Origin of the sequence: Streptomyces sp. NPDC035033 (assembly GCF_040636735.1) — a bacterium.
GTDB lineage: Bacteria > Actinomycetota > Actinomycetes > Streptomycetales > Streptomycetaceae > Streptomyces.
Window position 1 is genome coordinate 24,699 of sequence record NZ_JBEZUZ010000040.1, and the last position, 26,977, is coordinate 51,675.

A 26,977-nucleotide genomic window follows, 5' to 3' on the forward strand; every position below is an offset into this window, starting at 1 on the left:
GGGACGGAGCGGCGGGCCGGCGGGGGAGGCGTGGCGGGGGCGGCGGGGATCAGCGCGGCGGGACCGGCGGGGGCCGGCGGGGATCAGCGCGGCGAGGCGGCCTCCACCGCGGCGCCGTCCGCCGGCTCCGACGGCGGTTCCCCCGGCGCCTCCTCCCCGTGCGCGGCGGCCGCCTCGCGGTCCCGCTTCTCGCGCCGGACGAGGACGCACCAGCCGACCGGCACGCCGGCGGCGAAGAGCCACCACTGGACCGCGTACGCCATGTGGGCGCCGATCGAGTCGTGATCGGGCTCGGGGATCTGCTCGGGGGAGCCGCCGGGCGCCGCGGGCGCGGTCTGCTCGATGTAGCCGCCCAGCACCTCGCGGCCGGTCAGCTCCGCCTGCTGGGCGCTGCTGATGAGCATCACCTGGCGGTCCGGCAGGCCCTTGAGGTCCTTGATGCCGCTGGCGCCGGTGGTCTCGTCGGCCTTGAGCCGGCCGGTGACGGTGACCTCGCCCTTCGGGGCGGCCGGGACGTCGGGGTAGTCGCGCTGGTTCGCGGCGGCGGGCACCCAGCCCCGGTTCACCAGGACGATCCGGCCGTCCTTCAGGACCAGCGGGGTGAGCACGTGCGCGCCGACCCGGTCGTCGGAGGAGGTGCGGCGGCGGACGACCACCTCGTGGGCGGTGTCGAAGGTGCCGGTGGCGGTGACCTGGCGCCAGTGGTCGGCGCGCGGGACGGTGTGGCCGGGGGAGGTGAGCTCCTCGACCGGGACCGGCCGGGCCTTCAGGTTGTCCTCGATCAGGGTGTTCTGGGCCACCCGGCGTTCGTGCCGGTGGAACTGCCAGAAGCCCAGCTCGATCATCACGGGGATGAGGACGAGGGCGACGAGGGTGAGGATCACCCACTGCCGGGACAACAGGAAGCGGTACACCCCACGACCGTACCGTCAGGCGCGTGGGGCGACCGCACAGGGGTCGGGTGACCGGTGCCACCCGTCCAGGATCGTTTCCTCACAAGCGACCGGAAGGCTCACACCCGGTCGACGATGCCCGCCTTCCCTTCCGCGCGGGCGCAGTGGGCGCCGCAGTACCACTTCCCGTCGGCCTCGACGCCCTGCCCGATGACCTGGACCCGGCAGTGCTCGCAGATGGGCGCCATGCGGTGGATGGCGCAGGCGAAGCAGTCGAAGACGTGCACCGCGCCCTGCGCGTGCACCTCGAACGACATGCCGTAATCGTTTCCGCAGACCTCACAACGTGCCATGCGCCACAGGGTGGGGCCCCGGGCCCGCGCGCGCCGCGCGGCACGCCCGCCGGGGGCGGGGGTGTCACCCGTCTGCCGGGGCCACGTCGCGCAGCAGGTGGGCGTAGGCCGCCTCGTCGACGATCGGGGTGCCGAAGGTCTTCGCCTTGGCCGTCTTGGAGGTGCCGGCGTCCGGGTCGTTGGTCACGAGGAGGCTGGTCAGCCGGGAGACGGAGGTGGCGACGTGCAGCCCGGCCTCCACCGTGCGGTCCTCCAGGAGCTCGCGGTCGACGGAGGTGTCGCCGGAGAAGGCCACCCGCATGCCCTGCTTGAGCGGCTTGTCGGTCTCGTACCGGCCGGGGTTGGGGTACGGGCAGGCCGGCCGCTTCCGGGAGGGGCGCCAGCCGCCCGCCCGGTACGCGGACTGCTGCCCGGGCGGGCCGGAGGGCGCCGACGCCCACTCGGTCAGCGGGCGGCACTCCAGGAGCGGCAGCCGGACGTTCCGCTCGGCGGCCGCGTGCAGGCTGGGGCGGAAGGCCTCGGCGAGCACCCGGGCGTCGTCGAGGGCGTCGTGCGCGCGCCGCTGCACCACGCCGAAGTGGGCGGCCAGCGACTCCAGCTTGTGGTTGGGCAGCGGCAGCGCCAGCTCCTTGGAGAGCGCGATGGTGCACAGCCGCTGCCGCACGGGCGCGGTCCGCTCGGCGCGCGCGTACTCCCGGGCGATCATCTGCCAGTCGAACATCGCGTTGTGCGCGACGAGGACCCGGCCGTCGAGGCGGGCCGAGAACTCCTCGGCGATCTGCGCGAAGAGCGGCGCCCCGTCGAGGACGTCGCTGGTGAGGCCGTGGATCCAGACCGGGCCGGGGTCCCGCTCCGGGTTCACCAGCGTGTACCAGTGGTCCTCCACCTCGCCCCGGGCGTCGAGCCGGTAGACGGCGGCGGACACGATCCGGTCGTCGCGGGCGAGGCCGGTGGTCTCCACGTCGACGACCGCGTACCCCTGCGGGTAGGCGGTCGGCCAGGTCGCTGCTGTCGTGCGGTCGTCGAGCATGGTCATTGAGAATACGTCCCACGACCGACAGCGCCGCCCCCCGTGTCCCCTATTCCCGCTATGTCCCCCTCGGCGGGGGGCGGGTCCCGCCCGGGAGCCCCTCCACCGACGCGGCGAAGAGCCGCTCCGGGGTCACGGGGCCACGGGGCGGCGAGCGCGCGGGCGTCGCGCGGATCCTCCCGGGCGACGCCGACGAGGCCGTCCGCGAGACCCGCCGCACCCGCCCGGCCGGCTCCCTCCTGGACGCGGCGGGGTGTGACCGGCGGGAGCCCGCCCGGGGCCGTCTTGTCGGAAGCCGCCAAAGGCTGCTGACAACTCGTCTCGCATACTTGTTGGTAACAACGTCTAGCCGCGCGCCGAGGGCGAGCCCTACCGTCGACGGCATGCCCAACCTGCCCGATGTCGTGCTCTGGTCCATACCGGCGTTCGTGCTGCTCACCGTGGTGGAGGTGGTGAGCGTCCGGCTGCGCCCCGACGAGGAGGCCGCCGGGTACGAGGCGAAGGACGCCGCCACCAGCATCGGGATGGGGCTCGGCAGCCTCGCCTTCGACGCCCTGTGGAAGATCCCGATCGTCGCGATCTACACCGCCGTCCACGAGCTGACGCCGCTGCGGGTGCCCGTCCTGTGGTGGACGGTCCCGCTGATGCTGCTCGCCCAGGACTTCTTCTACTACTGGCAGCACCGCGGCCACCACGTCATCCGCGTCCTGTGGGCCTGCCACGTCGTCCACCACAGCAGCCGCAAGTTCAACCTCACCACCGCCCTGCGGCAGCCCTGGACCAGCGTCACCGGCTGGCCGTTCTACCTGCCGCTGATCGCCCTCGGCGTGCACCCGGCCGCCGTCGCCTTCTGCTACTCGGTCAACCTCGTCTACCAGTTCTGGATCCACACCGAGCGCGTCGGCACGCTCCCCCGGCCCGTCGAGTACCTCTTCAACACCCCCTCCCACCACCGCGTCCACCACGCCTCCCAGGGCGGCTACCTGGACCGCAACTTCGGCGGCATCCTCATCGTCTGGGACCGGATGTTCGGCTCCTGGGTCGGCGAGACCGAGCGCCCCGTCTACGGCCTCACCAAGAACATCGAGACGTACAACCCGCTCCGCGTCGCCACCCACGAGTACGCCGCCATCGCCCGCGACCTCCGCGCCGCCCGGAGCTGGCGCGAGCGCGCCGGCCGCCTCTTCCGCGGCCCCGGGTGGCAGCCCGCGCCCCACCCCGCCCCGCACCGCGACCGCACCGCCCCGGAGCCCGCCGCGTGACCGCCCTCTCCCGGACCCTGCTCGGCGCCTTCCTCCTCGCCGCCGCCGTCGACCTCGGCTCCCTCCTCGCCGGCGCCGACACCGGCCACCTGGTCGCCAAACCGCTCCTGATGCCGCTGCTCGCCGCGTACGCCGCCACCCGCGGCGCCCCCAAGCTCCTCCTCGCCGCGCTGGCGTTCGGCTGGGGCGGCGACGTCTTCCTGCTCTCCGACGCCGACGCGGCCTTCCTCGTCGGCATGGGCTCCTTCGCCCTCGGCCACGTCTGCTACCTGGTGCTGTTCGGCAAGCGGCGCACCTCCCCGGCCCTCGGCGCGGCCTACGCCCTCGCCCTGGGCGGGACCCTCGTCGCCCTCTGGCCCGACCTCCCCGCCGACCTGCGGGTCCCCGTCGCCGGCTACTCCCTGCTGCTCACCGCGATGGCCTGGCGCGCCGGCGCCCTCGGCGTCCTCGCCGGCACCGGCGGCGCCCTCTTCCTGCTCTCCGACACCCTCATCGCCACCGGCGTCGCCGACTGGCCCCAGCTGCCGGTCCCCGACTTCTGGGTCATGCTGACCTACATCGCCGCCCAGTACCTGCTGACCGCGGGCGCCCTCCAGGCGATGTACGGTGAACGTCGTACAAATAACTGACCCGGACGAGGAACCATGCGCGCCACCACCATCCACGCCCCCTTCGACATGCGCGTGGAGGAGGTGCCCGACCCGGCCGTACAGGACCCCACGGACGTCGTCGTCCGGGTCCTGCGCGCCTGCGTCTGCGGCAGCGACCTGTGGGCCTACCGCGGCGAGGCCGCCCGGCAGCCCGGCCAGCGCATCGGCCACGAGTTCCTCGGCGTCGTCGAGGCCGCCGGCCCCGAGGTCCGCGGCTTCCGGACCGGCGACCTCGTCGTCGCCCCCTTCGTCTGGTCCGACGGCACCTGCGACTACTGCGCCGAGGGCCTCCAGACCTCCTGCCCCCGCGGCGGCTTCTGGGGCTCCGTCGGCTCCGACGGCGGCCAGGGCGAGGCCGTCCGCGTCCCCTTCGCCGACGGCACCCTCGTCAAGCTCCCCGCCGACGCCGCCTCCGACGACCGGCTCCTCACCGCCCTGCTCGCCCTCTCCGACGTCCTGGGCACCGGCCACCACGCCGCCCTCGGCGCCGGCGTCCGCCCCGGCTCCACCGTCGCCGTCGTCGGCGACGGCGCCGTCGGCCTCTGCAGCGTCCTCGCCGCCAAGCGGCTCGGCGCCGAGCGGATCATCGCGCTCGGCCGCCACACCGCCCGCACCGACCTCGCCCGCGCCTTCGGCGCCACCGACGTCGTCGCCGAGCGCGGCGAGGCCGCCGAGGCCGCCGTCCGCGAACTCACCGGCGGCCAGGGCGCCCACGGCGTCATCGAGGCCGTCGGCACCGAGCAGTCCATGCGCACCGCCGTGAACATCACCCGCGACGGCGGCTCCGTCGGCTACGTCGGCGTCCCCCACGGCTCCGGCACCGGCCTCGACCTCTCCGTCATGTTCGACCGGAACATCGCCCTGCGCGGCGGCGTCGCCCCCGTCCGCGCCTACATCCCCGAGCTGCTCCCCGACGTCCTCGACGGCCGCGTCGACCCCTCCCCGGTCTTCGACCTCACCGTGGGCCTCGACGGCGTCCCCGGCGGCTACAAGGCCATGGACGAGCGCACCGCCCTGAAGGTCCTCGTCAAGCCGTGACCCAGGCGGGGGCGTCCCCGCCGGGCAGCCCCGGCGGGCGCGACCAGCCCGCCGGGCCGCCCTCGTACGCCACCGGCGACACCGCGTGCCGCAACCGCCCCAGCGGCCCCGCCGACTCCACCAGGTACCGCGCGGGGTCGTACCGCGGCAGCCCGTGCGCCAGCCAGTGCCCCGTCTGCGCCAGCGCCAGCCGGACCAGGCGGCCGCCGCCCTCCCGCTCCCGCTCCGTCAGCGACCGCAGCACCGCCGCCGCCAGCAGGTACCCCGTCCCGTGGTCGAGCGCCTGCGCCGGCAGCGCCCCCGGCTCCTCCGCCGACCCCTCCACGACCGCGATCCCGGTGGCCGCCTGCACCAGGCTGTCGAAGCCCCGCCGGCCGCCCCACGGCCCGTAGTCGCCCCACGCCGACAGCCGGGCCGTCACCAGCCCCGGCCGCTCCAGGCCGTACCGCTCCAGCGCCCCCGGCCGGTACCCGGTCACCAGCACGTCCGCCGCGTCCAGCAGCTCGTCGAAGGTCCGCCGGTCCGACCGCCGGTCCAGGTCCAGGACCGCCGTCCGCTTCCCGACGTCCGCGTCCGCGTGCTGGTCCGGCAGCTCCGGGTTCCCCGGCGGGTCGATCCGCAGCACGTCCGCGCCGAGCAGCGCCAGCGTCCGGGTCGCCACCGGCCCCGCGATCACCCGGGTCAGGTCCAGGACCCGCGGCGGACCCGGACGGCGCCGCGGCGGGGCCTCGTCGACCCGCTCCCGGCTCAGCACCGGCCGCGCCGCCACCCGGCGGCCCTGCTCGTGGCCGGCCCACTCCCCGGGCGTCCGCAGCGCCACCGCGAGGCCCCCGGAGCCGTACACCGCCGTCTCCACGTCGACCGCCCGCCGCCCGCCGATCGCCTCCGCCACCGCCTCCACCGAGTCGGCCGCGCCCAGCGCCGCGAGCAACGCGGCCTTGTGGTGCGGGTAGTTGGCGTGCGTACGGACCCAGCCGTCGGCCGCCCGCCAGAACCGCGACAGCGGCGCGAAGCTCACCGGCGCCCGCCCGTCGACCCGCAGGTGACGCTCGCTCACGAAGGCGGTGGCCACCGCCCCGTCGTCCACCCGCACGGGCCCCGCCACGCGCGCGTGCTCCACGGCCGCGAGCCCGCAGACCGCGACCGCCGCCCGCGCCAGGTCCATCACCGGCAGCCGGGCCGGCAGCAGCCCCGACACCCCGCCGAACTCCACCCGGTCGACCAGGGCGGGATCGCCGCCCAGGACCGACCACAGCGCTTCCGTACCGCTCCGCACCGTGCTCTCCATGCCCGCACTATGGCACCCGGTGCCATCCCGGAGACGCGAAGGGCCCCGGTGCGGCCGACCGCACCGGGGCCCGACGTCAGGACGTCAGTGCGTGCGGACCGCGTCCAGCGCGTCCACCAGACCGGCCCCGTAGAAGCCGTTCTTCTCCCTGCCGCCCTCGCAGACGGCGTCGACGGTGCCGTTGCCGTCGATGTCGTACGGGTCGGTGCAGGAGCGCTCGTCGGCCTGCGCGTACAGCAGCGCCTTCAGCGCGGCCGGGCTCGCCTTCGGGTGCGCCGACTTCAGCAGCGCGAGCACACCGGAGGCGTGCGGCGCCGCCATCGACGTACCGGCCTTGTAGGCGTAGCCGCCGTTGACCGAGGTCGACCAGACGCGGCCGTTGACCGCCGGGGCGTCCGGGGTCTGGAACTCGGTGCGGTCACCGCCGGGGGCGGCGACGTCGACCACGCCGAGACCGTAGTTGGAGTAGGACGCCTTCAGGTCCTTCGCGCCGGTCGCGGAGACCGTCACGACGCCCGGCAGCTGCGCCGGGAAGTCGAGGCACACGCTCGGGTCGATGACCCGGTCGCCCGGAGTGCCGTCGTTCGGGCTGGAGTTGTCCAGGATCTCGTCGGCGGCGAGGTCGAACTTGGAGTTGCCGGCCGAGGCCACGTTGACCGCGCCCTTCTTCTCCGCGTACCGGGACGCCCGGGTCACCGCCTCGACGAGGGCCTTCTGGTCCTCGTCCGTCGTGCAGGCGAACTTCCACGGGTCGGTGTAGTAGCTGTTGTTCGTGATGTCGACGCCGTGCTCGGCCGCCCACACGAAGCCGCAGACCACGGCCTCGGTGTAGAAGTAGCCGTCCGGGGTCGACACCTTGATGCCGGAGACCTTGACGCCCGGGGCGACCCCGGTGATGCCCACGCCGTTCTTGGCGGCGGCGACGGTGCCGGCGACGTGCGTGCCGTGGTCGCTCTCGCCCGGCATCGGACGCCACGAGCCCGGGGTGGTGTCCGGCTTGCCGGAGACGCAGTTGGCGGACGCGGCGGCGTCGAAGTTCGGAGCCAGGTCCGGGTGGGTGTCGTCGACGCCCGTGTCGATGACGCCGACGGTGACCTCGCTGCTGCCGAGGGTCTTCTCGTGCGCCTTGTCGGCCTTGATCGACCGGAGGTCCCACTGGAGGGGCTCCATCGGATCCTGACCGGCCGTGGCGGCGGCCGCGGCGGCCTCGATCAGGCCCGGGGCCGGCGTCTGCCCGCCCTCGTCGACGGAGTCGTCGAACTGGACGGAGAGCGGAGCGGTCCGGGTCGCACCGGCCGAGACCACACCGCGCACCATCCGCATCTGCCGGGCGAACGCCGGGTTCCGCGAGTGGACGACGATCACGCCTATCCGGTCGTAGGCGATGACGATCTCGCCGCCGGCGGCGGCTATCGCCCTCTTCACCGAGGCGGCGGTCCAGTGGCCCCCCTCGACGTTGACGACGTACGAGAGCTTCTCCCCGTTCGTCGCGACGGCGGCGGCCGCCGGGGCGACGCCCGGCTCCGCGGCGGAGGCGGCGCCGGAGGGAAGCAGGCCGAGCGAGGCGGTGAGCGCGAGACCAGCGGGCAGAGCGAGTACTCGGCCGCGCCTCGATCCCAGATGAGCCATGGGTTCTCCACATCATCCGTCTGTACTGACCGGTCGCGGGGTTGTGACTGGTCAGGTGCATGACGGCCGAAACTATCGCTGGTCTTCCCCGCTCATCAATGCGCTGAGAGGACTTCATGAAGATTCCGCCGAAGAATTTCCCCCCGCTGAACCACTTCGCATCCGGCTCCGTGCCGTTGAGCAGGGGAGGGGCTCCGGCCGGAGCCCCCCGTTCCCGCCCCCAGGTGAGGCCCCCTTGACCATGCCGTCCGTCCCCGCGTCACGAGGAGAGTCCGTGGCTACCGAAGCACCGCCGCCGCCGAGAAAGGGCACCGGGACCGCCCCCGCCCCCACCACGGAGCAGTTCGTCGAGGTCCAGCGCAGCGAGGAGTTCGGCGAACTCCGCCGCACCTACCGCTCCTTCGCCTTCCCCCTGACGATCGCCTTCATCACCTGGTACCTGCTCTACGTCCTGCTCTCCAACTACGCCGGCGGCTTCATGGGCATCCGCCTGTTCGGCAACATCAACGTGGCCCTCGTCCTGGGCCTCGGCCAGTTCGCCACCACCTTCCTCATCGCCTGGCTCTACTCCCGCCACGCCGCCCTCCGCCTCGACCCCAAGGGCGAGGCCATCAAGGCCCGTATGGAGGGCGACGCATGAGCACCCTCGCCACCCCCGCCCTGCTCGCCGCCGACAGCGCCACCACCGAGCACCGGCCGCTGATCATCGCCCTCTTCGGCGCCTTCGTGATCGCCACCCTGGCCATCACCGTCTGGGCCGGCCGGCAGACCCGCAGCGCCGCCGACTTCTACGCCGGCGGCGGCCAGTTCACCGGCTTCCAGAACGGCCTCGCGATCTCCGGCGACTACATGTCCGCCGCGTCCTTCCTCGGCATCTCCGGAGCCATCGCCCTCTACGGCTACGACGGCTTCCTCTACTCCATCGGCTTCCTCGTCGCCTGGCTCGTCGCCCTGCTCCTCGTCGCCGAACCGCTGCGCAACTCCGGCCGCTTCACCATGGGCGACGTCCTCGCCTACCGGATGCGCCAGCGCCCGGTCCGCACCGCCGCCGGCACCTCCACCATCGTCGTCTCGATCTTCTACCTGCTCGCCCAGATGGCCGGCGCCGGCGTCCTCGTCTCGCTGCTCCTCGGCATCACCAGCGACGGCGGCAAGATCGCGATCGTCGCCCTGGTCGGCGTCCTGATGATCGTCTACGTGACGATCGGCGGCATGAAGGGCACCACCTGGGTGCAGATGGTGAAGGCGGTGCTCCTCATCGCGGGCACCCTCCTCATCACCTTCCTCATCCTGCTGAAGTTCGACTTCAACCTCTCCGACCTGCTCGGCGCCGCCGCCACCAACAGCGGCAAGGGCGACGCCTTCCTGGAGCCCGGCCTCAAGTACGGCGTCACCGAGATCTCGAAGCTCGACTTCCTCTCCCTCGGCATCGCCCTCGTCCTCGGCACCGCCGGCCTGCCGCACATCCTGATCCGCTTCTACACGGTGCCGACCGCCAAGGCCGCCCGGAAGTCGGTCAACTGGGCCATCGGCATCATCGGCGCCTTCTACCTGATGACGATCGTCCTCGGCTTCGGCGCCGCCGCCCTGCTGAGCCCCGAGACCATCACCTCCTCCAACAAGGCCGGCAACACCGCGGCCCCGCTCACCGCCCTGGAGGTCGGCGGCGGCGCCGACTCCACCGCCGGCGCCATCCTCCTCGCCGTCATCTCGGCCGTCGCCTTCGCCACCATCCTGGCCGTCGTCGCCGGACTGACCCTCGCCTCCTCCTCGTCCTTCGCGCACGACATCTACGCCAACGTGATCAAGCGCGGCCAGGCCACCGAGAAGCAGGAGATGCGGGCCGCCCGCTGGTCCACCGTCTTCATCGGCATCGTCTCCATCGCGCTCGGCGCCCTCGCCCGCGACCTCAACGTCGCCGGCCTGGTCGCCCTCGCCTTCGCGGTCGCCGCCTCCGCCAACCTGCCGACGATCCTCTACTCGCTCTTCTGGAAGCGGTTCACCACCCAGGGCGCGCTCTGGTCGATCTACGGCGGCCTGATCTCCTCCGTCGTCCTCGTCCTCTTCTCCCCGGTCGTCTCCGGCGGCCCGGCCTCGATGTTCAAGGGCGTCGACTTCCACTGGTTCCCGCTGGAGAACCCGGGCCTGGTCTCCATCCCGCTCGGCTTCCTCCTCGGCTGGCTCGGCTCCCTCCTCTCCAAGGAGGAGCCGGACGCGGGCAAGTACGCCGAACTGGAGGTCAAGTCCCTCACCGGCGTCGGCACCGCGGCCGCCGTCGAGCACTGACCGGGAGCCACCGGTCGTACGCACCCCGGCCGCGTCGTAGAGTTCTACGACGCGGCCGGGCCCGTCCTCGTGACAATCGGCCCCTGCCCGATGTCCGCGCGGTCACGTAGGCTCACGAAGAGAAGCGAACCTCGAGAAGGGGAGGGGAACCGTGCTCCTCGACACGTACGGCCGAGTCGCCACCGACCTGCGCGTTTCCCTCACGGACCGGTGCAACCTGCGCTGCACCTACTGCATGCCCGAAGAGGGCCTGCAGTGGCTCGCCAAGCCCGACCTCCTCACCGACGACGAGATCGTCCGGCTCATCCGGATCGCCGTCACGGACCTCGGCGTCACCGAGGTCCGCTTCACAGGCGGCGAGCCGCTGCTCCGCCCCGGCCTCGTCGGGATCGTCGAGCGCTGCGCCGCCCTGGAGCCCCGCCCCAAGATGTCCCTGACGACCAACGGCATCGGGCTCAAGCGCACCGCCGCCGCCCTCAAGGCCGCCGGCCTCGACCGGGTCAACGTCTCCCTGGACACCCTGCGCCCCGAGGTCTTCAAGACCCTCACCCGCCGCGACCGCCACCACGACGTCCTCGACGGCATGGCCGCCGCCCGCGAGGCCGGCCTCACCCCGGTGAAGGTCAACGCGGTCCTGATGCCGGGACTCAACGAGGACGAGGCCCCCGACCTCCTCGCCTGGGCGATGGAGCAGGAGTACGAGCTCCGCTTCATCGAGCAGATGCCGCTCGACGCCCAGCACGGCTGGAAGCGCGACGGCATGATCACCGCCGGCGACATCCTGGAGTCCCTCCGCACCCGCTTCACCCTCACCCCCGAGGGCGCCGAGGAGCGCGGCTCCGCCCCGGCCGAGCGCTGGGTCGTCGACGGCGGACCGCACACGGTCGGCGTCATCGCCTCCGTCACCCGCCCGTTCTGCCGGGCCTGCGACCGCACCCGGCTCACCGCCGACGGCCAGATCCGCACCTGCCTCTTCGCCACCGAGGAGACCGACCTGCGGGCCGCGCTCCGCTCGGACGCCCCCGACGCGGACGTCGCGGAGCTGTGGAAGAAGGCGATGTGGGGGAAGAAGGCCGGCTCGGGCCTGGACGACCCGAGCTTCCTCCAGCCGGACCGCCCGATGTCAGCGATCGGCGGCTGACTCCCCGGCTCCGTTCCCGTTCCCGTTCCCGTCCTCGTCCCACTCCGCGAACGGGACGACGTCCTTCAGGAAACCCCGCACGCCCAGGAACTGGGAGAGGTGCTCGCGGTGCTCCTCGCAGGCGAGCCAGGTCTTGCGCCGCTCCGGCGCGTGCACCTTGGGGTTGTTCCAGGCGAGCACCCAGACGGCGTCGGCCCGGCAGCCCTTGGCGGAACAGATCGGCTTCTCTTCGCTCACTGGACCATTGATCACACGATCATTGTCCAGCAAGGGCGATGCCGAGCAGCCACGGGGGGAGCTGCCCGGCATCGGTCCGTCGCTCCGACGGGGGATGCGGAGCGCGTACGCAGTATGTCACGGCACACCGGGTACGGTGCACCGGAACTTCATGATTGATCTGAGCTTTTCTTGAGGTTCCCGGCAGCCTTCCCGCCACGTTCCGTGACCGGGGTACGAGGGGCCGGTTCACGCGTGCCCGTACGGCCGTTCCGGTCCGGGTTCCGCTCCGCCCTCGCCCGCGCCGAGCGCCGGCCGCACCGGCGCCGGCAGGTACGCCGACGGGAGCGACGGGGCGGTCTCCCGCCCCGCGTTCGCGATCACCACGGCGATGTACGGCAGCAGCACCCCGAGCGCCAGGGCCACGACCGCCACGTGCCGCTCCACGTTCCACAGCACCGCCGCCGCGATCACCGAGAGCGTCCGGACCGACATGGAGATGACGTACCGCCGCTGCCTGCCCCGGACGTCGTCCGCGAGCCCCTGCCGGGCCCCGGTGATCCGGAAGACCTCGGGACCGCCTCGCTTCCGCATCGTGTTCCACCACCCGCCGCTCGCGCCGGACCCTCCCCGGCCCGGTCCTCGTACCACCGTACGCCCACCGCTCCGGGCCCACGAGGCCGGGGCACGTACGGACGCGCCCGACATGCGTCGTACGGCCGAGAGGCCGAGACTGGGGCCACATGCGCACGAGGAGGCGGATATGAGTTGGTTGTGGGCGATCATCGTCGGTTTCGTCCTGGGCCTGATCGCGAAGGCGATCCTGCCGGGCAAGCAGCAGATCCCACTCTGGCTGACGACGGTCTTCGGCATCCTGGGCAGCGTCCTGGGCAACGCGGTCGCCACCTGGATCGGCGTCAACGACACCAAGGGCATCGACTGGACCCGACACCTGCTCCAGCTCATCGGCGCCGTGGCCGTGGTCGGCGTCGGCGACATGGTCTGGGCCTCGATCAAGGGCAACAGACGGCGCGCCTGACGAGGACCGAGAGCCGGGAGGCCCGGTACGGCTGACCGCCGTACCGGGCCTCCCGGTGTGAACGCGCCGTGACGGCGCTCAGCCGGCGTACTCGATCGCCGCCAGGTTCTTCTTGCCGCGCCGCAGCACCAGCCACCGCCCGTGCAGCAGCTCGTCGGCCCCGACCACGGCGTCCTCGGCCGTCACCTTCGCGTTGTTCACGTAGGCGCCGCCCTCCTTCACCGTGCGCCGCGCCGCCGACTTGCTCGCCACCAGACCGACCTCGGCGAACAGGTCCACGACCTGGCCCAGCTCGGTCACCCGCGCGTGCGGCAGCTCGGAGAGCGCCGCGGCCAGCGTCTTCTCGTCCAGCTCGGCCAGGTCGCCCTGACCGAAGAGGGCCTTGGACGCCTCGATGACCGCCCGGCACTGCTCCTCGCCGTGCACCAGCGTGGTGAGCTCCTCGGCCAGCGCCCGCTGCGCGGCCCGCGCCTGCGGCCGCTCGGCGGTCTGCGCCTCCAGCTCCTCCAGCTCCTCGCGGGACCTGAAGGAGAGGATCCGCATGTAGGTGGAGATGTCCCGGTCGTCCACGTTCAGCCAGAACTGGTAGAACGCGTACGGGGTGGTCATCTCCGGGTCCAGCCAGACGGCCCCGCTCTCGGTCTTGCCGAACTTGGTGCCGTCCGCCTTGACCATCAGCGGCGTCGCGAGCGCGTGCACCTCGGCGCCCGGCTCCAGCTTGTGGATCAGGTCGAGACCGGCCACCAGGTTGCCCCACTGGTCCGAGCCGCCCTGCTGGAGCGTGCAGCCGTAGCGCCGGTACAGCTCCAGGAAGTCCATGCCCTGGAGCAGCTGGTAGCTGAACTCGGTGTAGCTGATGCCCTGCTCGGACTCCAGCCGGCGGGCCACCGAGTCCTTGGTCAGCATCTTGTTGACCCGGAAGTGCTTGCCGATGTCCCGCAGGAACTCGATCGCCGACATCCCGGCGGTCCAGTCCAGGTTGTTGACCATGACCGCCGCGTTCTCCCCCTCGAAGGAGAGGAAGGGCTCGATCTGCGACCGCAGCCGGGTCACCCAGTTCGCGACCGTCTCCGGGTCGTTCAGGGTGCGCTCGGCGGTCGGACGGGGGTCACCGATCTGCCCGGTGGCCCCGCCGACCAGCGCCAGCGGCCGGTGCCCGGCCTGCTGGAGCCGGCGGACGGTGAGGACCTGCACCAGGTGGCCGACGTGGAGACTGGCCGCGGTCGGGTCGAAACCGCAATAGAAGGTGACGGGACCGTCCGCGAGAGCCTTGCGCAGGGCGTCCTCATCGGTGGACTGGGCGAAGAGCCCACGCCACTTCAGCTCGTCGACGATGTCCGTCACGATCGTCAGTCTCCTCGGAATCGGTGGAAGTGTGACAGCCCAGTCTAGGCGGGTCAGACGCCCTTGCTGACCGAGCTCATGTTGAAGTCCGGCACCCGCAGCGCGGGCATCGCGGCCCGGGTGAACCAGTCGCTCCACTCGCGGGGCAGGGTCCGCTCCGTCCGGCCCGCCTCGGTGGCCCGCGACAGCAGGTCCACCGGCGACTCGTTGAACCGGAAGTTGTTGACCTCGCCGACCACCTCGCCGTTCTCGACGAGGTAGACGCCGTCCCGGGTCAGCCCGGTGAGCAGCAGCGTCGCCGGGTCGACCTCCCGGATGTACCACAGGCAGGTCAGCAGCAGACCGCGCTCGGTCGCCGCCACCATCTCCTCCAGCGAGCGGCTGCCGCCGCCGTCCAGGATCAGGTTCCCCACCCCCGGCGCCACCGGCAGCCCGGTGAGGCCCGCCGCGTGCCGGGTGGCGATGAGCCGGTTCAGCGTGCCCGCCCGCATCCACTCCACCGGCGCGACCGGCAGCCCGTTGTCGAAGACCGACTCGTCGTCGCCGGAGGCGTGCGCGATCACGAACGGCGCGGACTCCAGGCCCGGCTCGTTCGGGTCGCTGCGCAGGGTCAGCGGCAGCGGCGAGAGGGTCTCGCCGAGCCGGGTGCCGCCGCCGGGCCGGGAGAAGACCGTACGGCCCTCCACCGCGTCCCGGGCCATCGACGACCACAGCTGGTAGATCAGCAGGTCGGCCACGGCGGTCGGCGGCAGCAGCGTCTCGTACCGCCCGGCCGGCAGCTCGATCCGCCGCTCGGCCCAGCCCAGCCGGACGGCCAGCTCCGCGTCGAGCGCGGCCGGGTCGACGTCCTTGAAGTCCCGGGTGGAGCACCCGGCCCAGGCGGAGCGGGCGTGGCCCTCGGCGGTCGCCGGCGACTTGGCGTTGATCTCCAGGGCGCCGGTGGGCTGGTCGTGCCGCAGCCGCAGCCCGGTCGACGTGCCCAGGTAGGTGGAGGTCAGCTCGTGGCGGGCGAAGCCGTACAGCTCACGGCCGCCCGCACGCGCGCGTGCGAAGGCCTCGCCGAGCGCCGGCGCGAAGTCCGCGAAGACGGCGGAGGAGGTCTCGGCGGGCGCGTCGGCGAAGTCGGGGGAGGACGGCACGCCCTCCACCAGCGGCTGCGCGTCCTCGGCCGGCCCGGCCGCCCGCGCCGCCGCCTCGGCGGCCCGCACCAGCGGCTCCAGGTCCTCCGCGGTCACCGCGGAGCGGGAGACCACCCCGGAGGCGGTGCCCTCGGCGCCGTCCACGGTGGCGATCACGGTGAGGGTACGGCCCCGGGTCACGCCGTTGGTGGTGAGCGCGTTGCCCGCCCACCGCAGGTTGGCCGAGGACTCCTCGTCCGCGATGACGACGCACCCGTCCGCGCGGGACAGCTCCAGCGCCCGCTCGACGATCTCGTACGGCTTGCTGACGCGGCTCATCGACCGGCCTCCTGCGTCGTGTTCAGAATGTTGACGCCCCGGAAGAGGGCGGAGGGGCAGCCGTGGGAGACGGCCGCGACCTGGCCCGGCTGGGCCTTGCCGCAGTTGAAGGCACCGCCGAGGACGTAGGTCTGCGGGCCGCCGACCTGCTCCATCGAGCCCCAGAAGTCGGTGGTGGTGGCCTGGTACGCCACGTCCCGCAGCTGCCCGGCCAGCCGGCCGTTCTCGATGCGGAAGAAGCGCTGCCCGGTGAACTGGAAGTTGTACCGCTGCATGTCGATCGACCAGGACCGGTCGCCGACCACGTAGATGCCCCGCTCCACGCCCCCGATCAGGTCCTCCGTGGACAGGCCGCCCGGGTCCGGCCGGAGCGAGACGTTCGCCATCCGCTGCACCGGCACGTGCGCGGGGGAGTCCGCGAAGGCGCAGCCGTTGGACCGCCCGAGGCCGGTGAGCTTCGCGATCCGCCGGTCCAGCTGGTAGCCGACGAGCGTGCCGTCCTTCACCAGGTCCCAGGACTGCGCCTCGACGCCCTCGTCGTCGTACCCGATCGTCGCGAGCCCGTGCTCGGCCGTCCGGTCACCGGTCACGTTCATCACCGAGGAGCCGTACGCCAGCTTGCCCAGCTGGTCGAAGGTGGCGAAGGAGGTCCCCGCGTACGCCGCCTCGTACCCTAGCGCCCGGTCCAGCTCGGTGGCGTGGCCGATGGACTCGTGGATCGTCAGCCACAGGTTGGACGGGTCGACGACCAGGTCGTACCGGCCGGCCTCGACGCTCGGCGCCCGCATCTTCTCGGCGAGCAGCTCCGGGATCTCCTCCAGCTCCTTGTCCCAGTCCCAGCCGGTGCCGGTCAGGTACTCCCAGCCCCGGCCGACCGGCGGCGCGATCGTCCGCATCGAGTCGAACTCGCCGGTGGTGCCGTCCACGGCGACCGCCGTCAGCTCCGGGTGGAGCCGCACCCGCTGCTGGGTGGTGACGGTGCCCGCCGTGTCCGCGTAGAACTTGTTCTCGAAGACCGTGAGCAGCGAGGCGTCCACGTGCGCCACCCCGTCGGCCCGCAGCAGCCGCGCCGACCAGTCGGCGAGCAGCGCGCTCTTCTCCTCGGCCGGCACGGAGAACGGGTCGATCTCGTACGAGGAGATCCACACCTTGTCCGCGTGCACCGGCTCCGCCGCCAGCTCCACCCTCTCGTCCGACCCGGCCGCGGCGATGACCTGCGCCGACAGCTTGGCCATGGCCACCGCCTGCGAGGCGACCTTCGCCGCCCCGTCCATGGTCAGATCGACCCCGGAGGCGAACCCCCAGGCCCCGCCGTGCACCACCCGCACGGCGTACCCGAGGTCGGTGGTGTCCGACGACCCCGCCGACCTGGCGTCCCGCAGCCGCCACGCGGCGCTGCGGACCCTTTCGAGGCGGAAGTCCGCGTGCTCGGCGCCGAGCGCCCGCGCCCGCGCGAGCGCCGCGTCGGCCAGCGCCCTCAGCGGAAGGGCCGTGAAGGCCGGGTCGATGGAATGGGCCCCAGTTGGCACTGATGTCTCCTGACGTGTACGACCGGTCGCCCCGATCATGTCGCGCTCCGGGCCGGGATGCCCAGAGTTTTCTGTAGGGACCCGACAGTGACATCCGTACGCCACTGTCAGGGCCCGATTCCGCGGATCGCGGAACGGACCGATAGGTTTTCGACGTACCAGACCGCTGATCGAAAGGGTGATCCGTTGAGCCGCTCGGTTCTCGTCACCGGAGGAAACCGGGGCATCGGCCTCGCCATCGCCCGCGCGTTCGCCGAGGCGGGCGACAAGGTCGCGATCACGTACCGCTCGGGCGACCCGGCGGAACTCGAGAAGCTGGGCTTCCTCGCCGTCAAGTGCGACATCACCGACGCCGAGCAGGTGGAGCAGGCGTACAAGGAGATCGAGGAGAAGCACGGCCCGGTCGAGGTCCTCGTGGCCAACGCCGGCGTGACCAAGGACCAGCTCCTCATGCGCATGTCCGAGGAGGACTTCACGTCCGTCCTCGACACCAACCTCACCGGCACCTTCCGCGTCGTGAAGCGCGCCAACCGCGGCATGCTCCGCGCCAAGAAGGGCCGCGTCGTCCTGATCTCGTCGGTCGTCGGTCTGCTCGGCTCCGCCGGCCAGGCCAACTACGCCGCCTCCAAGGCCGGTCTGGTGGGCTTCGCCCGCTCGCTCGCCCGTGAGCTCGGCTCGCGGAACATCACCTTCAACGTCGTCGCGCCCGGCTTCGTCGACACCGACATGACCGCCGTGCTCACCGACGAGCAGCGCGCGGGCATCGTGTCGCAGGTCCCGCTCGGCCGCTACGCGCAGCCGGCGGAGATCGCCGCCGCCGTGCGGTTCCTCGCCTCCGACGACGCCTCGTACATCACTGGAGCCGTCATCCCGGTTGACGGCGGACTGGGAATGGGTCACTGATCATGGCTGGAATCCTCGAGGGCAAGAAGATCCTCATCACCGGTGTGCTGATGGAGTCCTCCATCGCCTTCCACGCCGCGAAGCTGGCCCAGGAGCAGGGCGCGGAGATCATCCTCACCGCCTGGCCCCGGCCGTCGCTGACCGAGCGCATCGCCAAGAAGCTCCCGAACCCGGACGTGAAGGTCTTGGAGCTCGACGTCTCCGACGACGAGCACCTCGCCCGCCTGGAGGGCCAGGTCCGCGAGCACCTCGGCGACCGCATCGACGGCGTCGTGCACTCCATCGGCTTCGCGCCGCAGGACGCGCTCGGCGGCAACTTCCTCAACACGCCGTTCGAGTCCGTCTCCACCGCCATGCACGTCTCGGCCTTCTCCCTGAAGTCCCTGACGATGGCGCTGCTGCCGCTGATGAGCGAGGGCGGCTCGGTCGTCGGCCTCACCTTCGACGCCAAGTTCGCCTGGCCGCAGTACGACTGGATGGGCCCGGCCAAGGCCGCCCTGGAGGCCACCAGCCGCTACATGGCCCGCGACCTGGGCAAGCAGAACATCCGCTGCAACCTGGTCTCGGCCGGCCCGCTCGGCTCCATGGCCGCGAAGTCCATCCCGGGCTTCGGCGAGCTGGCGAAGGTCTGGGACAGCCGCTCCCCGCTGGAGTGGGACCTCTCCGACCCGGAGCCGGCCGGCCGCGCGATCGTCGCGCTGCTCTCCGACTGGTTCCCGAAGACCACCGGCGAGATCGTCCACGTCGACGGCGGTCTGCACGCGATCGGCGCCTGACCGCCCCGCGTACCGCTCCGGCCCGGGCCGGGTGCGCGTCCCCCACGGGACCGCGCGCCCGGCCCGGGCCGTTTCCGGGCTCCCGGGGCCCCGACTCGAAAAGTCCGGCGGATCACCGCAGACTGGTCGGAGCGTGTCGTTCCGGCTACTCACGGGGAGGAGGTACGGGCATGCGCGCGCTCCACCGCGGCTTCGCCGCCCACGCCTCGGTCGCCGCCCTGCTCCTTGGGACCGCCGTCGCCGCGGAGGTCCACGCGGCCCCCGCCCCCGCCGAGGAGATCACCGCGACCGTCCCGTCCGCCGGCGCGCCGGAGGACTTCGGAGCCTCCTGCCACACCGTCGTCGAGGGCACCCGGGTCACCGCCCACTGCCGGAACACCTACCCGCGGCCCGACCGCATACGGCTGCACGTCGAGTGCGACCCCTGGTGGGACGTGGACGCCGACAGCGCGCCCGTGGACGTCCTCCCCGCCGACCACGCGACCCTCACCGCCCGCTGCTGGAAGCGGGTCCGCGCCGCCTGGATCACCCACGAACCGGCGGCGGCTCCTGCTCCTTCCGGCCGCCCAGGCACATGAACGGATAGCCGGCCGCCTCCTCCGCCGCCCGCTCCGCGTCCCCGTCGCGGATCGCGTCCACCAGGCGCGCGTGGTCCATGTGGTTCTCCGGCCGCAGCACCTGCCCCACGTCCCCGCGCAGCCACTCCCGCAGGAGATCGCCCAGGTCCGCGTAGAGCTCCGTCAGCACGTCGTTGCCGGAGGCCGCCACCACCGCGTGGTGGAAGGCCGCGTCCACCGTCACGAACCGCTCCGCGTCCCCCGAGTCCCACGCCTCCTCGCGCCGGACCAGCAGCGCGTCCAGCTGCTTGAGGTCCCGCTCGGAGCGGCGCAGCGCCGCGAACCGCGCGGCGGCCGATTCCAGCGTGGAGCGCAGCTCGGCCACGTGCCGCGGGTCGGAGCCCGCGAACCGCCGGTGCATCACCCCGGCCAGCTCGCTCGTCGCCGCCACGTACGTGCCCGAACCCTGCCGGATGTCGAGCAGCCCGTTGTGGGCGAGGGCCCGGACCGCCTCGCGGACCGTGTTGCGGGCCACGCCCAGCTGCTCGACCAGCTCGGGTTCGGTCGGGATCCGCGAACCGACCGGCCACTCGCCGGAGGTGATCTGGTTCCGCAGCTCGGCGATCACCTGGTCGGTCAGACCGGTGCGCCGGGGGTGGCCGAGGGCCATGGGGGACTCACCTTCCGCAGGGGTCGGAGGAAATGTTCGAGATTGGACAACCAATCATCCCATGATTCTATGATGGCTCCATGTCAGACGAGCCGAAGACCCTCGACCCCGCCGCCGCGACCCGGCCGGCCCCCACCCCGGAACACCCCGCCCCCGCCGCCCCGGAGGGCACCCGCGCCCCCCGCTGGACCCTCGGCCTCGTCTCCGTCGGGCTCGTCCTCGCCGCGCTCAACCTGCGCCCCGCGATCACCAGCCTCGGCGCCCTCCTCGAAGAGGTCAGCGCCGACCTCCACATGAGCGGCACCGTGGCCGGCGTCCTCACCTCCGTACCGCCGCTCTGCTTCGCGATCTTCGGCATCACCGCCCCGCGCCTCGCCCGCCGCTTCGGCCCCGCCGCCGTCGTCTGCGCCGGCATGGCCGCCGTCTTCACCGGCCTGCTGCTGCGCCCCTTCGCGACCGGCACCGCCGCCTTCCTGGCCGCCAGCGCCCTGGCCCTCATGGGCATCGCCGTCAGCAACGTCCTCATGCCGGTGATCGTCAAGCGGTACTTCCCCGACCGCATCGGCAGCATGACCGGCCTGTACTCCATGGCCCTCGCGCTCGGCACCTCGCTCGCCGCCGCCCTCACCGTCCCCGTCACCGACGCGCTCGGCGGCGACTGGCGCCTCGGCCTCGGCGTCTGGGCCGTGATCGCCGCCCTCGCCGTCCTGCCCTGGCTCCCGCTCGTCAGGGACCGCGCCGGCACCGCCCGTACGGAGCCGGGCGCCCCGGCCGGCGGGACCGCCGCGGAAACCTCCGCCGCCCCGGCGGCCCAGGCCGCCCCCCGCCCGATGTTCCGCAGCCGCACCGCCTGGGCCCTCGCCTGCTTCTTCGGCCTCCAGGCCACCGGCGCGTACATCACCATGGGCTGGATGCCGCAGATCTTCCGCGACGCCGGCGTCCCCGCCTCCACGGCGGGCGTCCTGCTCGCGGTCACCATGGTCATGGGCGTCCCCCTCGCCTTCGTCATCCCGCGCCTCGCCACCCGGATGCGCCACCAGGGCCCGATCGTCGTCGCCCTCGGCACCTGCGGCCTCGTCGGCTACACCGGCCTCCTCCTCGCCCCGGCCGGCGGCGCCTGGGTCTGGGCGGTGCTCCTCGGCGTCTCCAACTGCTCCTTCCCGCTCGCCCTCACCATGATCGGCATGCGCTCGCGCACCGGCGCCGGCGTCGTCCGCCTCTCCGCCTTCGCCCAGAGCGTCGGCTACCTCATCTCCATCCCCGGCCCCCTCCTCGTCGGCGTGCTCTACCAGCACAGCGGCGGCTGGGGCGTGCCGATCGCCCTCATGGGCGGCCTGATGATCCCGCAGATGATCGTGGGCACCCTCGCCGGACGGGACCGGACGGTCGAGGACGAATCCTGAGATGCGAGACTGGGCCCATGCCCGTTCTCGAACCCAATCCCCAGGGCGGCCAGAAGAAGCTGCTCGTCGTGCTCGGCGCGATGCTCGGCATCACGGTCGTCATCGCCGTCATCGCCTCGATCGCCTCCCCGTGACCGCCTCCCCGGCGCCCCGGGGCGGGGACGACCCGCCAGAACGGGGACGATCCGCCGGGGCGGGGACGTCCCGCCGGGGTAGGGACGTCCCGCCGGGGTAGGGACAACCCCCGCATCCCCTAGGGGAACGTCTCAGGGGCGAGTGGGTGGATCACCGGATGGGCCGCGCCCGTCGCGCTCCCTACGGTGGAGACACACCGCGATCCCGCGGTGCCCACCCTCTCCCCGGCGCCTCGCCCGGGACTCCACCACGGAGGCGGTCATGACGGCCCTCACCCGCACCGGCGACCGGACCACGCCCGCCGGCGTCGACACCCGGCTGCCCTGGTGGGCCCTCGCCCTCCCGGTGGCCGCCTTCACCGTCCTCCTGCTGCTCGTCACCGGCCCCGGCGAGGCCGCCGCCACCGGCGGGGACGACGGCATCGGCCGGTTCGTCCAGCGGATCGGGCAAACCCTCGCTCTCTGAGTCAGGACGGGCGGATCCGTGCCAAGCTGTGGACCATGAGCGTCGAAACAATCCGCAGGATCGTGCTGCTCCGGCACGCGAAGGCAGACTGGGGCCAGGAGACCGACCACGAACGCCCGCTCGCCGAGCGCGGCCGCAAGGACGCGCCCGTGGCGGGCCGCCGGCTCGCCCAGACGGGCATCGCCTTCGACCTGGCCCTCTGCTCGACCGCGGCGCGCACCCGTGAGACCTGGAAGCTCGCCGTCCACGAACTGCCCGAGCGCCCCCGGACCGTCTACGAGGAGCGGATCTACGAGGCGTCCCTCGGCGAGCTCATCGCCCTCCTCAACGAGCTCCCGGAGGACGTGAACGACGTCCTCCTCGTCGGCCACAACCCCGGCATGCACGCCCTGGCCGACGCCCTCGCCGGCGAGGCCGAGGGGGACGCCCTCGCCCGCATGAACCGCAGCGGCTACCCGACCTCCGCCTTCGCCGTCCTCACCTTCACCGGCGGCTGGAAGTCGGTCGAGCACGGCGTCGCCCGCCTGGTCGAGTTCTGGAGCCCGCACGCCTGACCGGCGCACCCGCACGCCCGACCGGCGCACCCGCACGCGGAGGGGCCCGGCCGTCCTCACGACGGCCGGGCCCCTCCGCGTACGGGCTCCACGGGCCCGCGGGCTCAGTGCAGCAGCTCCTCGCCGCCGTCCGCCGCCTCGACCTCCTCGCGGGTGATCCCCAGCAGGTACAGGACCGTGTCGAGGAACGGCACGTTCACCGCCGTGTGGGCCGCCTCGCGCACCACCGGCTTCGCGTTGAACGCCACCCCGAGCCCCGCCGCGTTCAGCATGTCCAGGTCGTTGGCGCCGTCGCCGATCGCCACCGTCTGCGCCAGCGGCACCCCGGCCTCCGCGGCGAACCGGCGCAGCAGCCGCGCCTTGCCCGCCCGGTCCACGATCTCGCCCGTCACCCGGCCGGTGAGCTTCCCGTCCACGATCTCCAGGGTGTTGGCCTGGGCGAAGTCCAGCCCGAGCCGCTCCTTCAGATCGTCGGTGACCTGGGTGAAGCCGCCCGAGACGACCCCCACCTGGTAGCCGAGCCGCTTCAGGGTCCGGATCAGGGTCCGCGCCCCCGGCGTGAGCCGCACCTCGGCCCGCACCTTGTCCACCACCGAGGCGTCCAGGCCCTCCAGCAGCGCCACGCGCGCGTGCAGCGACTGCTCGAAGTCCAGCTCGCCGCGCATCGCCGCCGCCGTCACCTCGGCGACCTTCTCCTCGCACCCGGCGTGCGCCGCGAACAGCTCGATGACCTCGTCCTGGATCAGCGTCGAGTCCACGTCCATCACGACGAGCCGCTGGGCCCGCCGGTGCAGCCCGGCCGAGACCACGGCCACGTCCACGCCGATGGTGTGCGCCTCGGTGGCCAGCGCCGTCCGCAGCGCCTCCGTCGCACACCCCGAGACCGCGAACTCCACCGCCGTCACCGGGTACTTCGCCAGCCGGAAGATGCGGTCGATGTTGCCGCCCGACCCGGCGATCCTGGCCGTTATGGCCGCCGTCTGCTCGGCCGTCAGCGGGTGCCCGAGCACGGTCACGTGCGAGCGGCCCTCGCCGCGCGGCCGGTTGTCGCCGATGCCCGAGATGATCTCGGCCTGGAGCTTCAGGGACTCGGCCCAGCTGTGCACGGTGGCGCGCAGCTCGCCCTGGGTGGCGACGGTCGGCTCGGTGACGAGCGCGCACAGGACGAGCCGGCCGCGCGAGACGACCTGCTCGATGTCGACGACGTCCACGGAGAAGGCGGCCAGGGTGTCGAAGAGACCGGCGGTGATCCCGGGACGGTCCTTCCCGAAGATCTTGACGAGAAGCGTGGGGACGTCCGCGGGCGGAACGGCGGGCACGTCCGGAGTCTGCGATGCGCTCATGGTGCTCCCACCGTATCGGGCACCCGCCGCGCCCCGGCCCCCCGTCCCGCGTACCGGACACCCGACCGGCCCCACCCGACGGCTCCCCGCCCCGGACGGTGGCTCCCCGTCCCCACCTGGCGACTTTCCGTTCCCGCCCGGCCCCGGCGGCTCCCTGTCCCCACCCGGCGGCTTCCCACCCCCGCCCGGCAGCTCCCCACCCCCGGCCCGGCGGCTCTCCGCTCCCGCCCCGCCCGCCCCCGCTCCCCGGCCGGGCGCCCCTTCCAGCCCTCCCTCGGGTCTTCACGCCGCCCGACTTTCGGATCCGGGACCCGGCCTGAAATAGTTCCCCAGGATGATTCGCCATCCCTGGCCCCCGAGACGGGGGCGCATCGGGGGACACACAGTGGGGCATGGAGTGCCAGAACTCGTACTCGAACTCAACGGCAGGACCTGGACGCTCGAGCCGTCCCGGTCGTACACCCTGGGCCGGGATCCCCAGGGGGACCTGGTCATCGACGACGCCAGGGTCTCGTGGCGGCACGCCACGATCAGCTGGAACGGCCGGAGCTGGGTCATCGAGGACCACGGCTCCACCAACGGCTCCTTCGTCGGGGGGCAGCGGATCCAGCAGCTGGAGATCGGCCCCGGCACCGCCGTCCACCTCGGCAACCCGACGGACGGCCCGCGCCTGAACCTCTCCGCCGCGCACGCGGGACAGGTCCCGGCCCAGCCCGCGCAGCAGGCCCACGCCCAGCAGGCCCACGCCCACCAGGGCGGCGCCCCGGCGCAGCCCCCCGCGCAGGCCGGGTGGGCCGCCGCCCCGCCCCAGCAGGGCGGCTGGCAGCAGCCCGCCCCGCAGCACGGCGGCCAGGTCCCGCCGCAGGTGCCCCACCAGGGGCCCGGTCCGGTGGAGCAGTTGGCCCAGAAGACCAGCGGCGCCGCGGGGGCGTCGTCGGCCTACTCGGACCGCAGCCCGACCACCTTCCACCAGCTCGCCCTCGGCCACGTGATGCGCATCGGCCGCGCGCTCGAGAACGAACTGGTCGTCTCCGACCTCCAGGTCTCGCGCCACCACGCCGAGTTCCACGCCACGCCCGACGGCCGCATGGAGATCCGCGACCTCGGCTCGCACAACGGCACCTACGTCAACGGCCAGCCGATCCCCAAGGGCGGCACCGCCCTCCTCGGCCCGCAGGACATCGTCGGCGTCGGCCACTCCACCTTCCGGATCGTCGGCGGCCAGCTCGAAGAGTTCGTCGACACCGGCTCGGTCTCCTTCTCGGCCCGCCACCTCACGGTCACCGTCGACGGCGGCAAGCAGATCCTCAAGGACGTCTCCTTCGGCGTCCCCGAGAAGTCGCTCATCGGCGTCATCGGCCCCTCCGGCTCCGGCAAGTCGACCCTCCTCAAGGCGCTCACCGGCTACCGGCCCGCCAACGAGGGCGACGTCCTCTACGACAACCGCAGCCTCTACAAGCAGTTCGCCGAGCTGCGCCAGCGCGTCGGTCTGGTCCCGCAGGACGACATCCTGCACAAGGAGCTGACCGTCCAGAAGGCGCTCAAGTACGCGGCCAAGCTCCGCTTCCCCGCGGACACCAGCGAGCGCGAGCGCGCCGACCGCATCGACGAGGTGCTGCGCGAGCTCAAGCTCGACATCCACAAGGAGAAGAAGGTCACCTCCCTCTCCGGCGGCCAGCGCAAGCGCGTCTCGGTCGCCCTGGAGCTGCTGACAAAGCCGTCGCTGATCTTCCTCGACGAGCCGACCTCCGGCCTCGACCCGGGCATGGACCGCGACGTCATGCAGCTGCTCCGCGGCCTCGCCGACGACGGCCGCACGGTCCTCGTCGTCACCCACTCCGTCGCCGAGCTCGCCCTGTGCGACAAGCTCCTCGTGATGGCGCCCGGCGGCTCCGTGGCGTACTTCGGCCCGCCGGACGAGGCGCTGAACTTCTTCGGCTACTCCTCCTGGGCCGACGTCTTCTCGGCCTTCGAGAACTACCGCGACTACGACTGGGCCGGCCGCTGGAAGGGCTCGCAGCACTACCAGCTGTACGCCGCCGACATCGACGCCGTCGCCGCCCAGCCCGTCCACGTGCCGCAGCAGGCGATGTCCCGCCCGCCCAAGCCGCAGGGCTGGGGCTCCCAGCTGTGGACCCTGATCCGCCGCTACACCTCGGTGATCGCCTCCGACAAGGGCTTCCTCGCCCTCATGGTGATCCTCCCGGCGGTCATCGGCTCGGTCTCCGTCGTCATCCCCGCCGACTTCGGCCTCGCCCCGCCCACGCCGCCGGCCCGCTTCAACGGCGACGCCGGCATCATCATGCTGATCCTCACGGTCGGCATGTGCTTCTCCGGAGCCGCCAACTCCGTCCGAGAACTGATCAAGGAACGGGTCATCTACGAACGGGAGCGCGCCACCGGCCTCTCCCGCTCCGCCTACCTGATGTCCAAGGTCATCGTCCTCGGCGTCATCACGGCCTTCCAGGGCGTCATCCTCTGCGCCATCGGCTTCGCCATCCGCGACCTGCCCGCCGAGGGCCTGCTCATGCCGCCGGCCGTCGAGCTCTGCCTCACCGTCATCGCGCTCGGCCTGACCTCGATGATGGTCGGCCTGGTCATCTCCTCGCTGGTGAAGACCGCAGAGAAGACCATGCCGCTGCTCGTCATGTTCGCGATCGTCCAGGTCGTCTTCACCGGCATCCTCTTCAAGGTGTTCGGCTCGCCCGGCCTGGAGCAGTTCGCCTGGCTCATGCCGTCCCGCTGGGCCATCGCCGGCGCCGGCACCACGCTCGACCTCGCCCACCTCATGGCGCCGTGGGACCCGAAGAACCCCACCGACCTGGACCCGCTGTGGGAGCACAGCGCCGGCCAGTGGGGCTTCAACGTCGGCGTGCTGCTCTTCATGACCACGGTCCTCGGCATCGCGGTCGCCCGTCTGCTGCGCCGCCACGAGCCCGAGGTCATGCGCAAGTAACGGCCCCGGAACCACGCCCGGAGGGCGGCACCCCGATCGTGGGGTGCCGCCCTCCGGCGT

General features: G+C 72.8%; 27 protein-coding genes. 15 read left to right on the forward strand and 12 right to left on the reverse strand.

Annotation, left to right across the window (positions count from 1 at the left end):
* Nucleotides 1-83: 83 nt before the first annotated feature.
* The 3 genes from AB0E83_RS18240 to AB0E83_RS18250 form a co-directional block, all read right to left on the reverse strand.
* Nucleotides 84-914 carry an SURF1 family protein gene (locus AB0E83_RS18240; RefSeq protein WP_362112199.1) on the reverse strand — a complete coding sequence of 277 codons (831 nt, stop codon included), beginning with the start codon at nucleotides 912-914 and terminating at the stop codon, nucleotides 84-86.
* A 98-nt stretch (nucleotides 915-1,012) separates the two neighbouring features.
* A complete protein-coding gene (locus AB0E83_RS18245) occupies nucleotides 1,013-1,246 on the reverse strand; it encodes a hypothetical protein (RefSeq protein ID WP_037706760.1) in 234 nt (77 codons plus the stop codon).
* A gap of 64 nt (nucleotides 1,247-1,310) precedes the next feature.
* On the reverse strand, nucleotides 1,311-2,282 hold the full coding sequence (locus tag AB0E83_RS18250) for a DEDDh family exonuclease (RefSeq protein ID WP_362112202.1): 972 nt from the start codon (nucleotides 2,280-2,282) through the stop codon (nucleotides 1,311-1,313).
* Nucleotides 2,283-2,659: 377 nt separating this feature from the next.
* Between AB0E83_RS18250 and AB0E83_RS18255 the strand changes: the two genes are divergently transcribed.
* Genes AB0E83_RS18255 through AB0E83_RS18265 form a run of 3 tightly spaced genes read left to right on the forward strand, consistent with a single transcriptional unit; the run spans nucleotide 2,660 to nucleotide 5,226 of the window.
* Entirely contained in the window at nucleotides 2,660-3,538 is an 879-nt protein-coding gene (locus AB0E83_RS18255) for a sterol desaturase family protein (RefSeq protein ID WP_362112205.1), read from the forward strand.
* Nucleotides 3,535-4,167 carry a lysoplasmalogenase gene (locus tag AB0E83_RS18260; RefSeq protein ID WP_362112208.1) on the forward strand — a complete coding sequence of 211 codons (633 nt, stop codon included), beginning with the start codon at nucleotides 3,535-3,537 and terminating at the stop codon, nucleotides 4,165-4,167. The genes AB0E83_RS18255 and AB0E83_RS18260 overlap by 4 nt, the downstream gene beginning before the upstream one ends.
* 15 nt (nucleotides 4,168-4,182) lie before the next feature.
* Nucleotides 4,183-5,226 carry a zinc-dependent alcohol dehydrogenase family protein gene (locus AB0E83_RS18265; RefSeq protein ID WP_362112211.1) on the forward strand — a complete coding sequence of 348 codons (1,044 nt, stop codon included), beginning with the start codon at nucleotides 4,183-4,185 and terminating at the stop codon, nucleotides 5,224-5,226.
* Here the strand turns inward: AB0E83_RS18265 and AB0E83_RS18270 are convergent.
* Together AB0E83_RS18270 and AB0E83_RS18275 are read right to left on the reverse strand one after the other, a co-directional pair.
* Complete coding sequence (locus AB0E83_RS18270) at nucleotides 5,216-6,514, reverse strand: CoA transferase (RefSeq protein WP_362112214.1); 1,299 nt, start codon at nucleotides 6,512-6,514, stop codon at nucleotides 5,216-5,218. The genes AB0E83_RS18265 and AB0E83_RS18270 overlap by 11 nt on opposite strands.
* Nucleotides 6,515-6,598: 84 nt before the next feature.
* Nucleotides 6,599-8,143 (reverse strand): S8 family serine peptidase, encoded by a 1,545-nt coding sequence (locus tag AB0E83_RS18275; RefSeq protein ID WP_362112217.1) that lies wholly within the window; start codon nucleotides 8,141-8,143, stop codon nucleotides 6,599-6,601.
* A 274-nt stretch (nucleotides 8,144-8,417) separates the two neighbouring features.
* Here AB0E83_RS18275 and AB0E83_RS18280 point away from each other — a divergent pair, with 274 nt between their 5' ends.
* From AB0E83_RS18280 to moaA, 3 genes are all read left to right on the forward strand, one after another.
* Complete coding sequence (locus tag AB0E83_RS18280) at nucleotides 8,418-8,783, forward strand: DUF485 domain-containing protein (RefSeq protein WP_362112220.1); 366 nt, start codon at nucleotides 8,418-8,420, stop codon at nucleotides 8,781-8,783.
* A complete protein-coding gene (locus AB0E83_RS18285; protein WP_362112223.1) occupies nucleotides 8,780-10,429 on the forward strand; it encodes a cation acetate symporter in 1,650 nt (549 codons plus the stop codon). The genes AB0E83_RS18280 and AB0E83_RS18285 overlap by 4 nt, the downstream gene beginning before the upstream one ends.
* A 151-nt stretch (nucleotides 10,430-10,580) precedes the next feature.
* Complete coding sequence (gene moaA, locus AB0E83_RS18290; protein WP_362112226.1) at nucleotides 10,581-11,570, forward strand: GTP 3',8-cyclase MoaA; 990 nt, start codon at nucleotides 10,581-10,583, stop codon at nucleotides 11,568-11,570.
* Here moaA and AB0E83_RS18295 read toward each other — a convergent pair.
* On the reverse strand, nucleotides 11,553-11,807 hold the full coding sequence (locus AB0E83_RS18295) for a hypothetical protein (RefSeq protein ID WP_362112229.1): 255 nt from the start codon (nucleotides 11,805-11,807) through the stop codon (nucleotides 11,553-11,555). The genes moaA and AB0E83_RS18295 overlap by 18 nt on opposite strands.
* A gap of 228 nt (nucleotides 11,808-12,035) precedes the next feature.
* Nucleotides 12,036-12,380, reverse strand: coding sequence for a DUF3099 domain-containing protein (locus tag AB0E83_RS18300; RefSeq protein WP_362112232.1), 345 nt, complete (start codon nucleotides 12,378-12,380; stop codon nucleotides 12,036-12,038).
* A 169-nt stretch (nucleotides 12,381-12,549) separates the two neighbouring features.
* Between AB0E83_RS18300 and AB0E83_RS18305 the strand changes: the two genes are divergently transcribed.
* Entirely contained in the window at nucleotides 12,550-12,825 is a 276-nt protein-coding gene (locus AB0E83_RS18305) for a GlsB/YeaQ/YmgE family stress response membrane protein (RefSeq protein WP_362112235.1), read from the forward strand.
* A gap of 78 nt (nucleotides 12,826-12,903) precedes the next feature.
* On the opposite strand, the gene tyrS is transcribed toward AB0E83_RS18305, so the two are convergent.
* The 3 genes from tyrS to AB0E83_RS18320 are packed head-to-tail and all read right to left on the reverse strand — an operon-like array spanning nucleotide 12,904 to nucleotide 17,155.
* The gene (tyrS, locus tag AB0E83_RS18310) at nucleotides 12,904-14,169 is read right to left on the reverse strand and encodes a tyrosine--tRNA ligase (protein WP_362112238.1); all 1,266 of its coding nucleotides are present in this window, start codon (nucleotides 14,167-14,169) and stop codon (nucleotides 12,904-12,906) included.
* Between the two features lie 53 nt (nucleotides 14,170-14,222).
* Nucleotides 14,223-15,626 (reverse strand): metallopeptidase TldD-related protein, encoded by a 1,404-nt coding sequence (locus AB0E83_RS18315; RefSeq protein WP_362112242.1) that lies wholly within the window; start codon nucleotides 15,624-15,626, stop codon nucleotides 14,223-14,225.
* On the reverse strand, nucleotides 15,623-17,155 hold the full coding sequence (locus AB0E83_RS18320; protein WP_362112244.1) for a TldD/PmbA family protein: 1,533 nt from the start codon (nucleotides 17,153-17,155) through the stop codon (nucleotides 15,623-15,625). The genes AB0E83_RS18315 and AB0E83_RS18320 overlap by 4 nt, the downstream gene beginning before the upstream one ends.
* Nucleotides 17,156-17,341: 186 nt before the next feature.
* On the opposite strand from AB0E83_RS18320, the gene fabG reads away from it, so the two are divergent.
* The 3 genes from fabG to AB0E83_RS18335 all read left to right on the forward strand — a co-directional run bounded on the left by fabG (nucleotide 17,342) and on the right by AB0E83_RS18335 (nucleotide 19,412).
* On the forward strand, nucleotides 17,342-18,058 hold the full coding sequence (gene fabG / locus AB0E83_RS18325; RefSeq protein ID WP_362112247.1) for a 3-oxoacyl-[acyl-carrier-protein] reductase: 717 nt from the start codon (nucleotides 17,342-17,344) through the stop codon (nucleotides 18,056-18,058).
* Nucleotides 18,059-18,060: 2 nt separating this feature from the next.
* A complete protein-coding gene (gene fabI, locus AB0E83_RS18330) occupies nucleotides 18,061-18,834 on the forward strand; it encodes an enoyl-ACP reductase FabI (protein WP_362112249.1) in 774 nt (257 codons plus the stop codon).
* 170 nt (nucleotides 18,835-19,004) lie between these two features.
* The gene (locus AB0E83_RS18335; RefSeq protein WP_362112252.1) at nucleotides 19,005-19,412 is read left to right on the forward strand and encodes a hypothetical protein; all 408 of its coding nucleotides are present in this window, start codon (nucleotides 19,005-19,007) and stop codon (nucleotides 19,410-19,412) included.
* On the opposite strand, the gene AB0E83_RS18340 is transcribed toward AB0E83_RS18335, so the two are convergent.
* Complete coding sequence (locus AB0E83_RS18340; protein ID WP_362112256.1) at nucleotides 19,360-20,061, reverse strand: FCD domain-containing protein; 702 nt, start codon at nucleotides 20,059-20,061, stop codon at nucleotides 19,360-19,362. The two genes, AB0E83_RS18335 and AB0E83_RS18340, sit on opposite strands and share 53 nt — an antisense overlap.
* Nucleotides 20,062-20,141: 80 nt before the next feature.
* Here AB0E83_RS18340 and AB0E83_RS18345 point away from each other — a divergent pair, with 80 nt between their 5' ends.
* The 4 genes from AB0E83_RS18345 (at nucleotide 20,142) to AB0E83_RS18360 (ending at nucleotide 22,618) form a co-directional block, all read left to right on the forward strand.
* On the forward strand, nucleotides 20,142-21,464 hold the full coding sequence (locus AB0E83_RS18345) for an MFS transporter (protein ID WP_362112259.1): 1,323 nt from the start codon (nucleotides 20,142-20,144) through the stop codon (nucleotides 21,462-21,464).
* Between the two features lie 17 nt (nucleotides 21,465-21,481).
* On the forward strand, nucleotides 21,482-21,598 hold the full coding sequence (locus AB0E83_RS18350; RefSeq protein WP_277349137.1) for an SGM_5486 family transporter-associated protein: 117 nt from the start codon (nucleotides 21,482-21,484) through the stop codon (nucleotides 21,596-21,598).
* A 262-nt stretch (nucleotides 21,599-21,860) separates the two neighbouring features.
* A complete protein-coding gene (locus AB0E83_RS18355) occupies nucleotides 21,861-22,064 on the forward strand; it encodes a hypothetical protein (RefSeq protein ID WP_362112262.1) in 204 nt (67 codons plus the stop codon).
* 35 nt (nucleotides 22,065-22,099) lie between these two features.
* On the forward strand, nucleotides 22,100-22,618 hold the full coding sequence (locus AB0E83_RS18360; protein ID WP_362112265.1) for a histidine phosphatase family protein: 519 nt from the start codon (nucleotides 22,100-22,102) through the stop codon (nucleotides 22,616-22,618).
* Between the two features lie 104 nt (nucleotides 22,619-22,722).
* Here the strand turns inward: AB0E83_RS18360 and serB are convergent, their stop codons facing one another.
* Nucleotides 22,723-23,961: a phosphoserine phosphatase SerB gene (gene serB / locus AB0E83_RS18365; protein ID WP_362112267.1), complete on the reverse strand. Its 1,239-nt coding sequence runs from the start codon at nucleotides 23,959-23,961 to the stop codon at nucleotides 22,723-22,725.
* Nucleotides 23,962-24,346: 385 nt separating this feature from the next.
* Here serB and AB0E83_RS18370 point away from each other — a divergent pair, with 385 nt between their 5' ends.
* Complete coding sequence (locus tag AB0E83_RS18370) at nucleotides 24,347-26,917, forward strand: FHA domain-containing protein (RefSeq protein ID WP_362112270.1); 2,571 nt, start codon at nucleotides 24,347-24,349, stop codon at nucleotides 26,915-26,917.
* The last annotated feature ends 60 nt before the right edge of the window (nucleotides 26,918-26,977 follow it).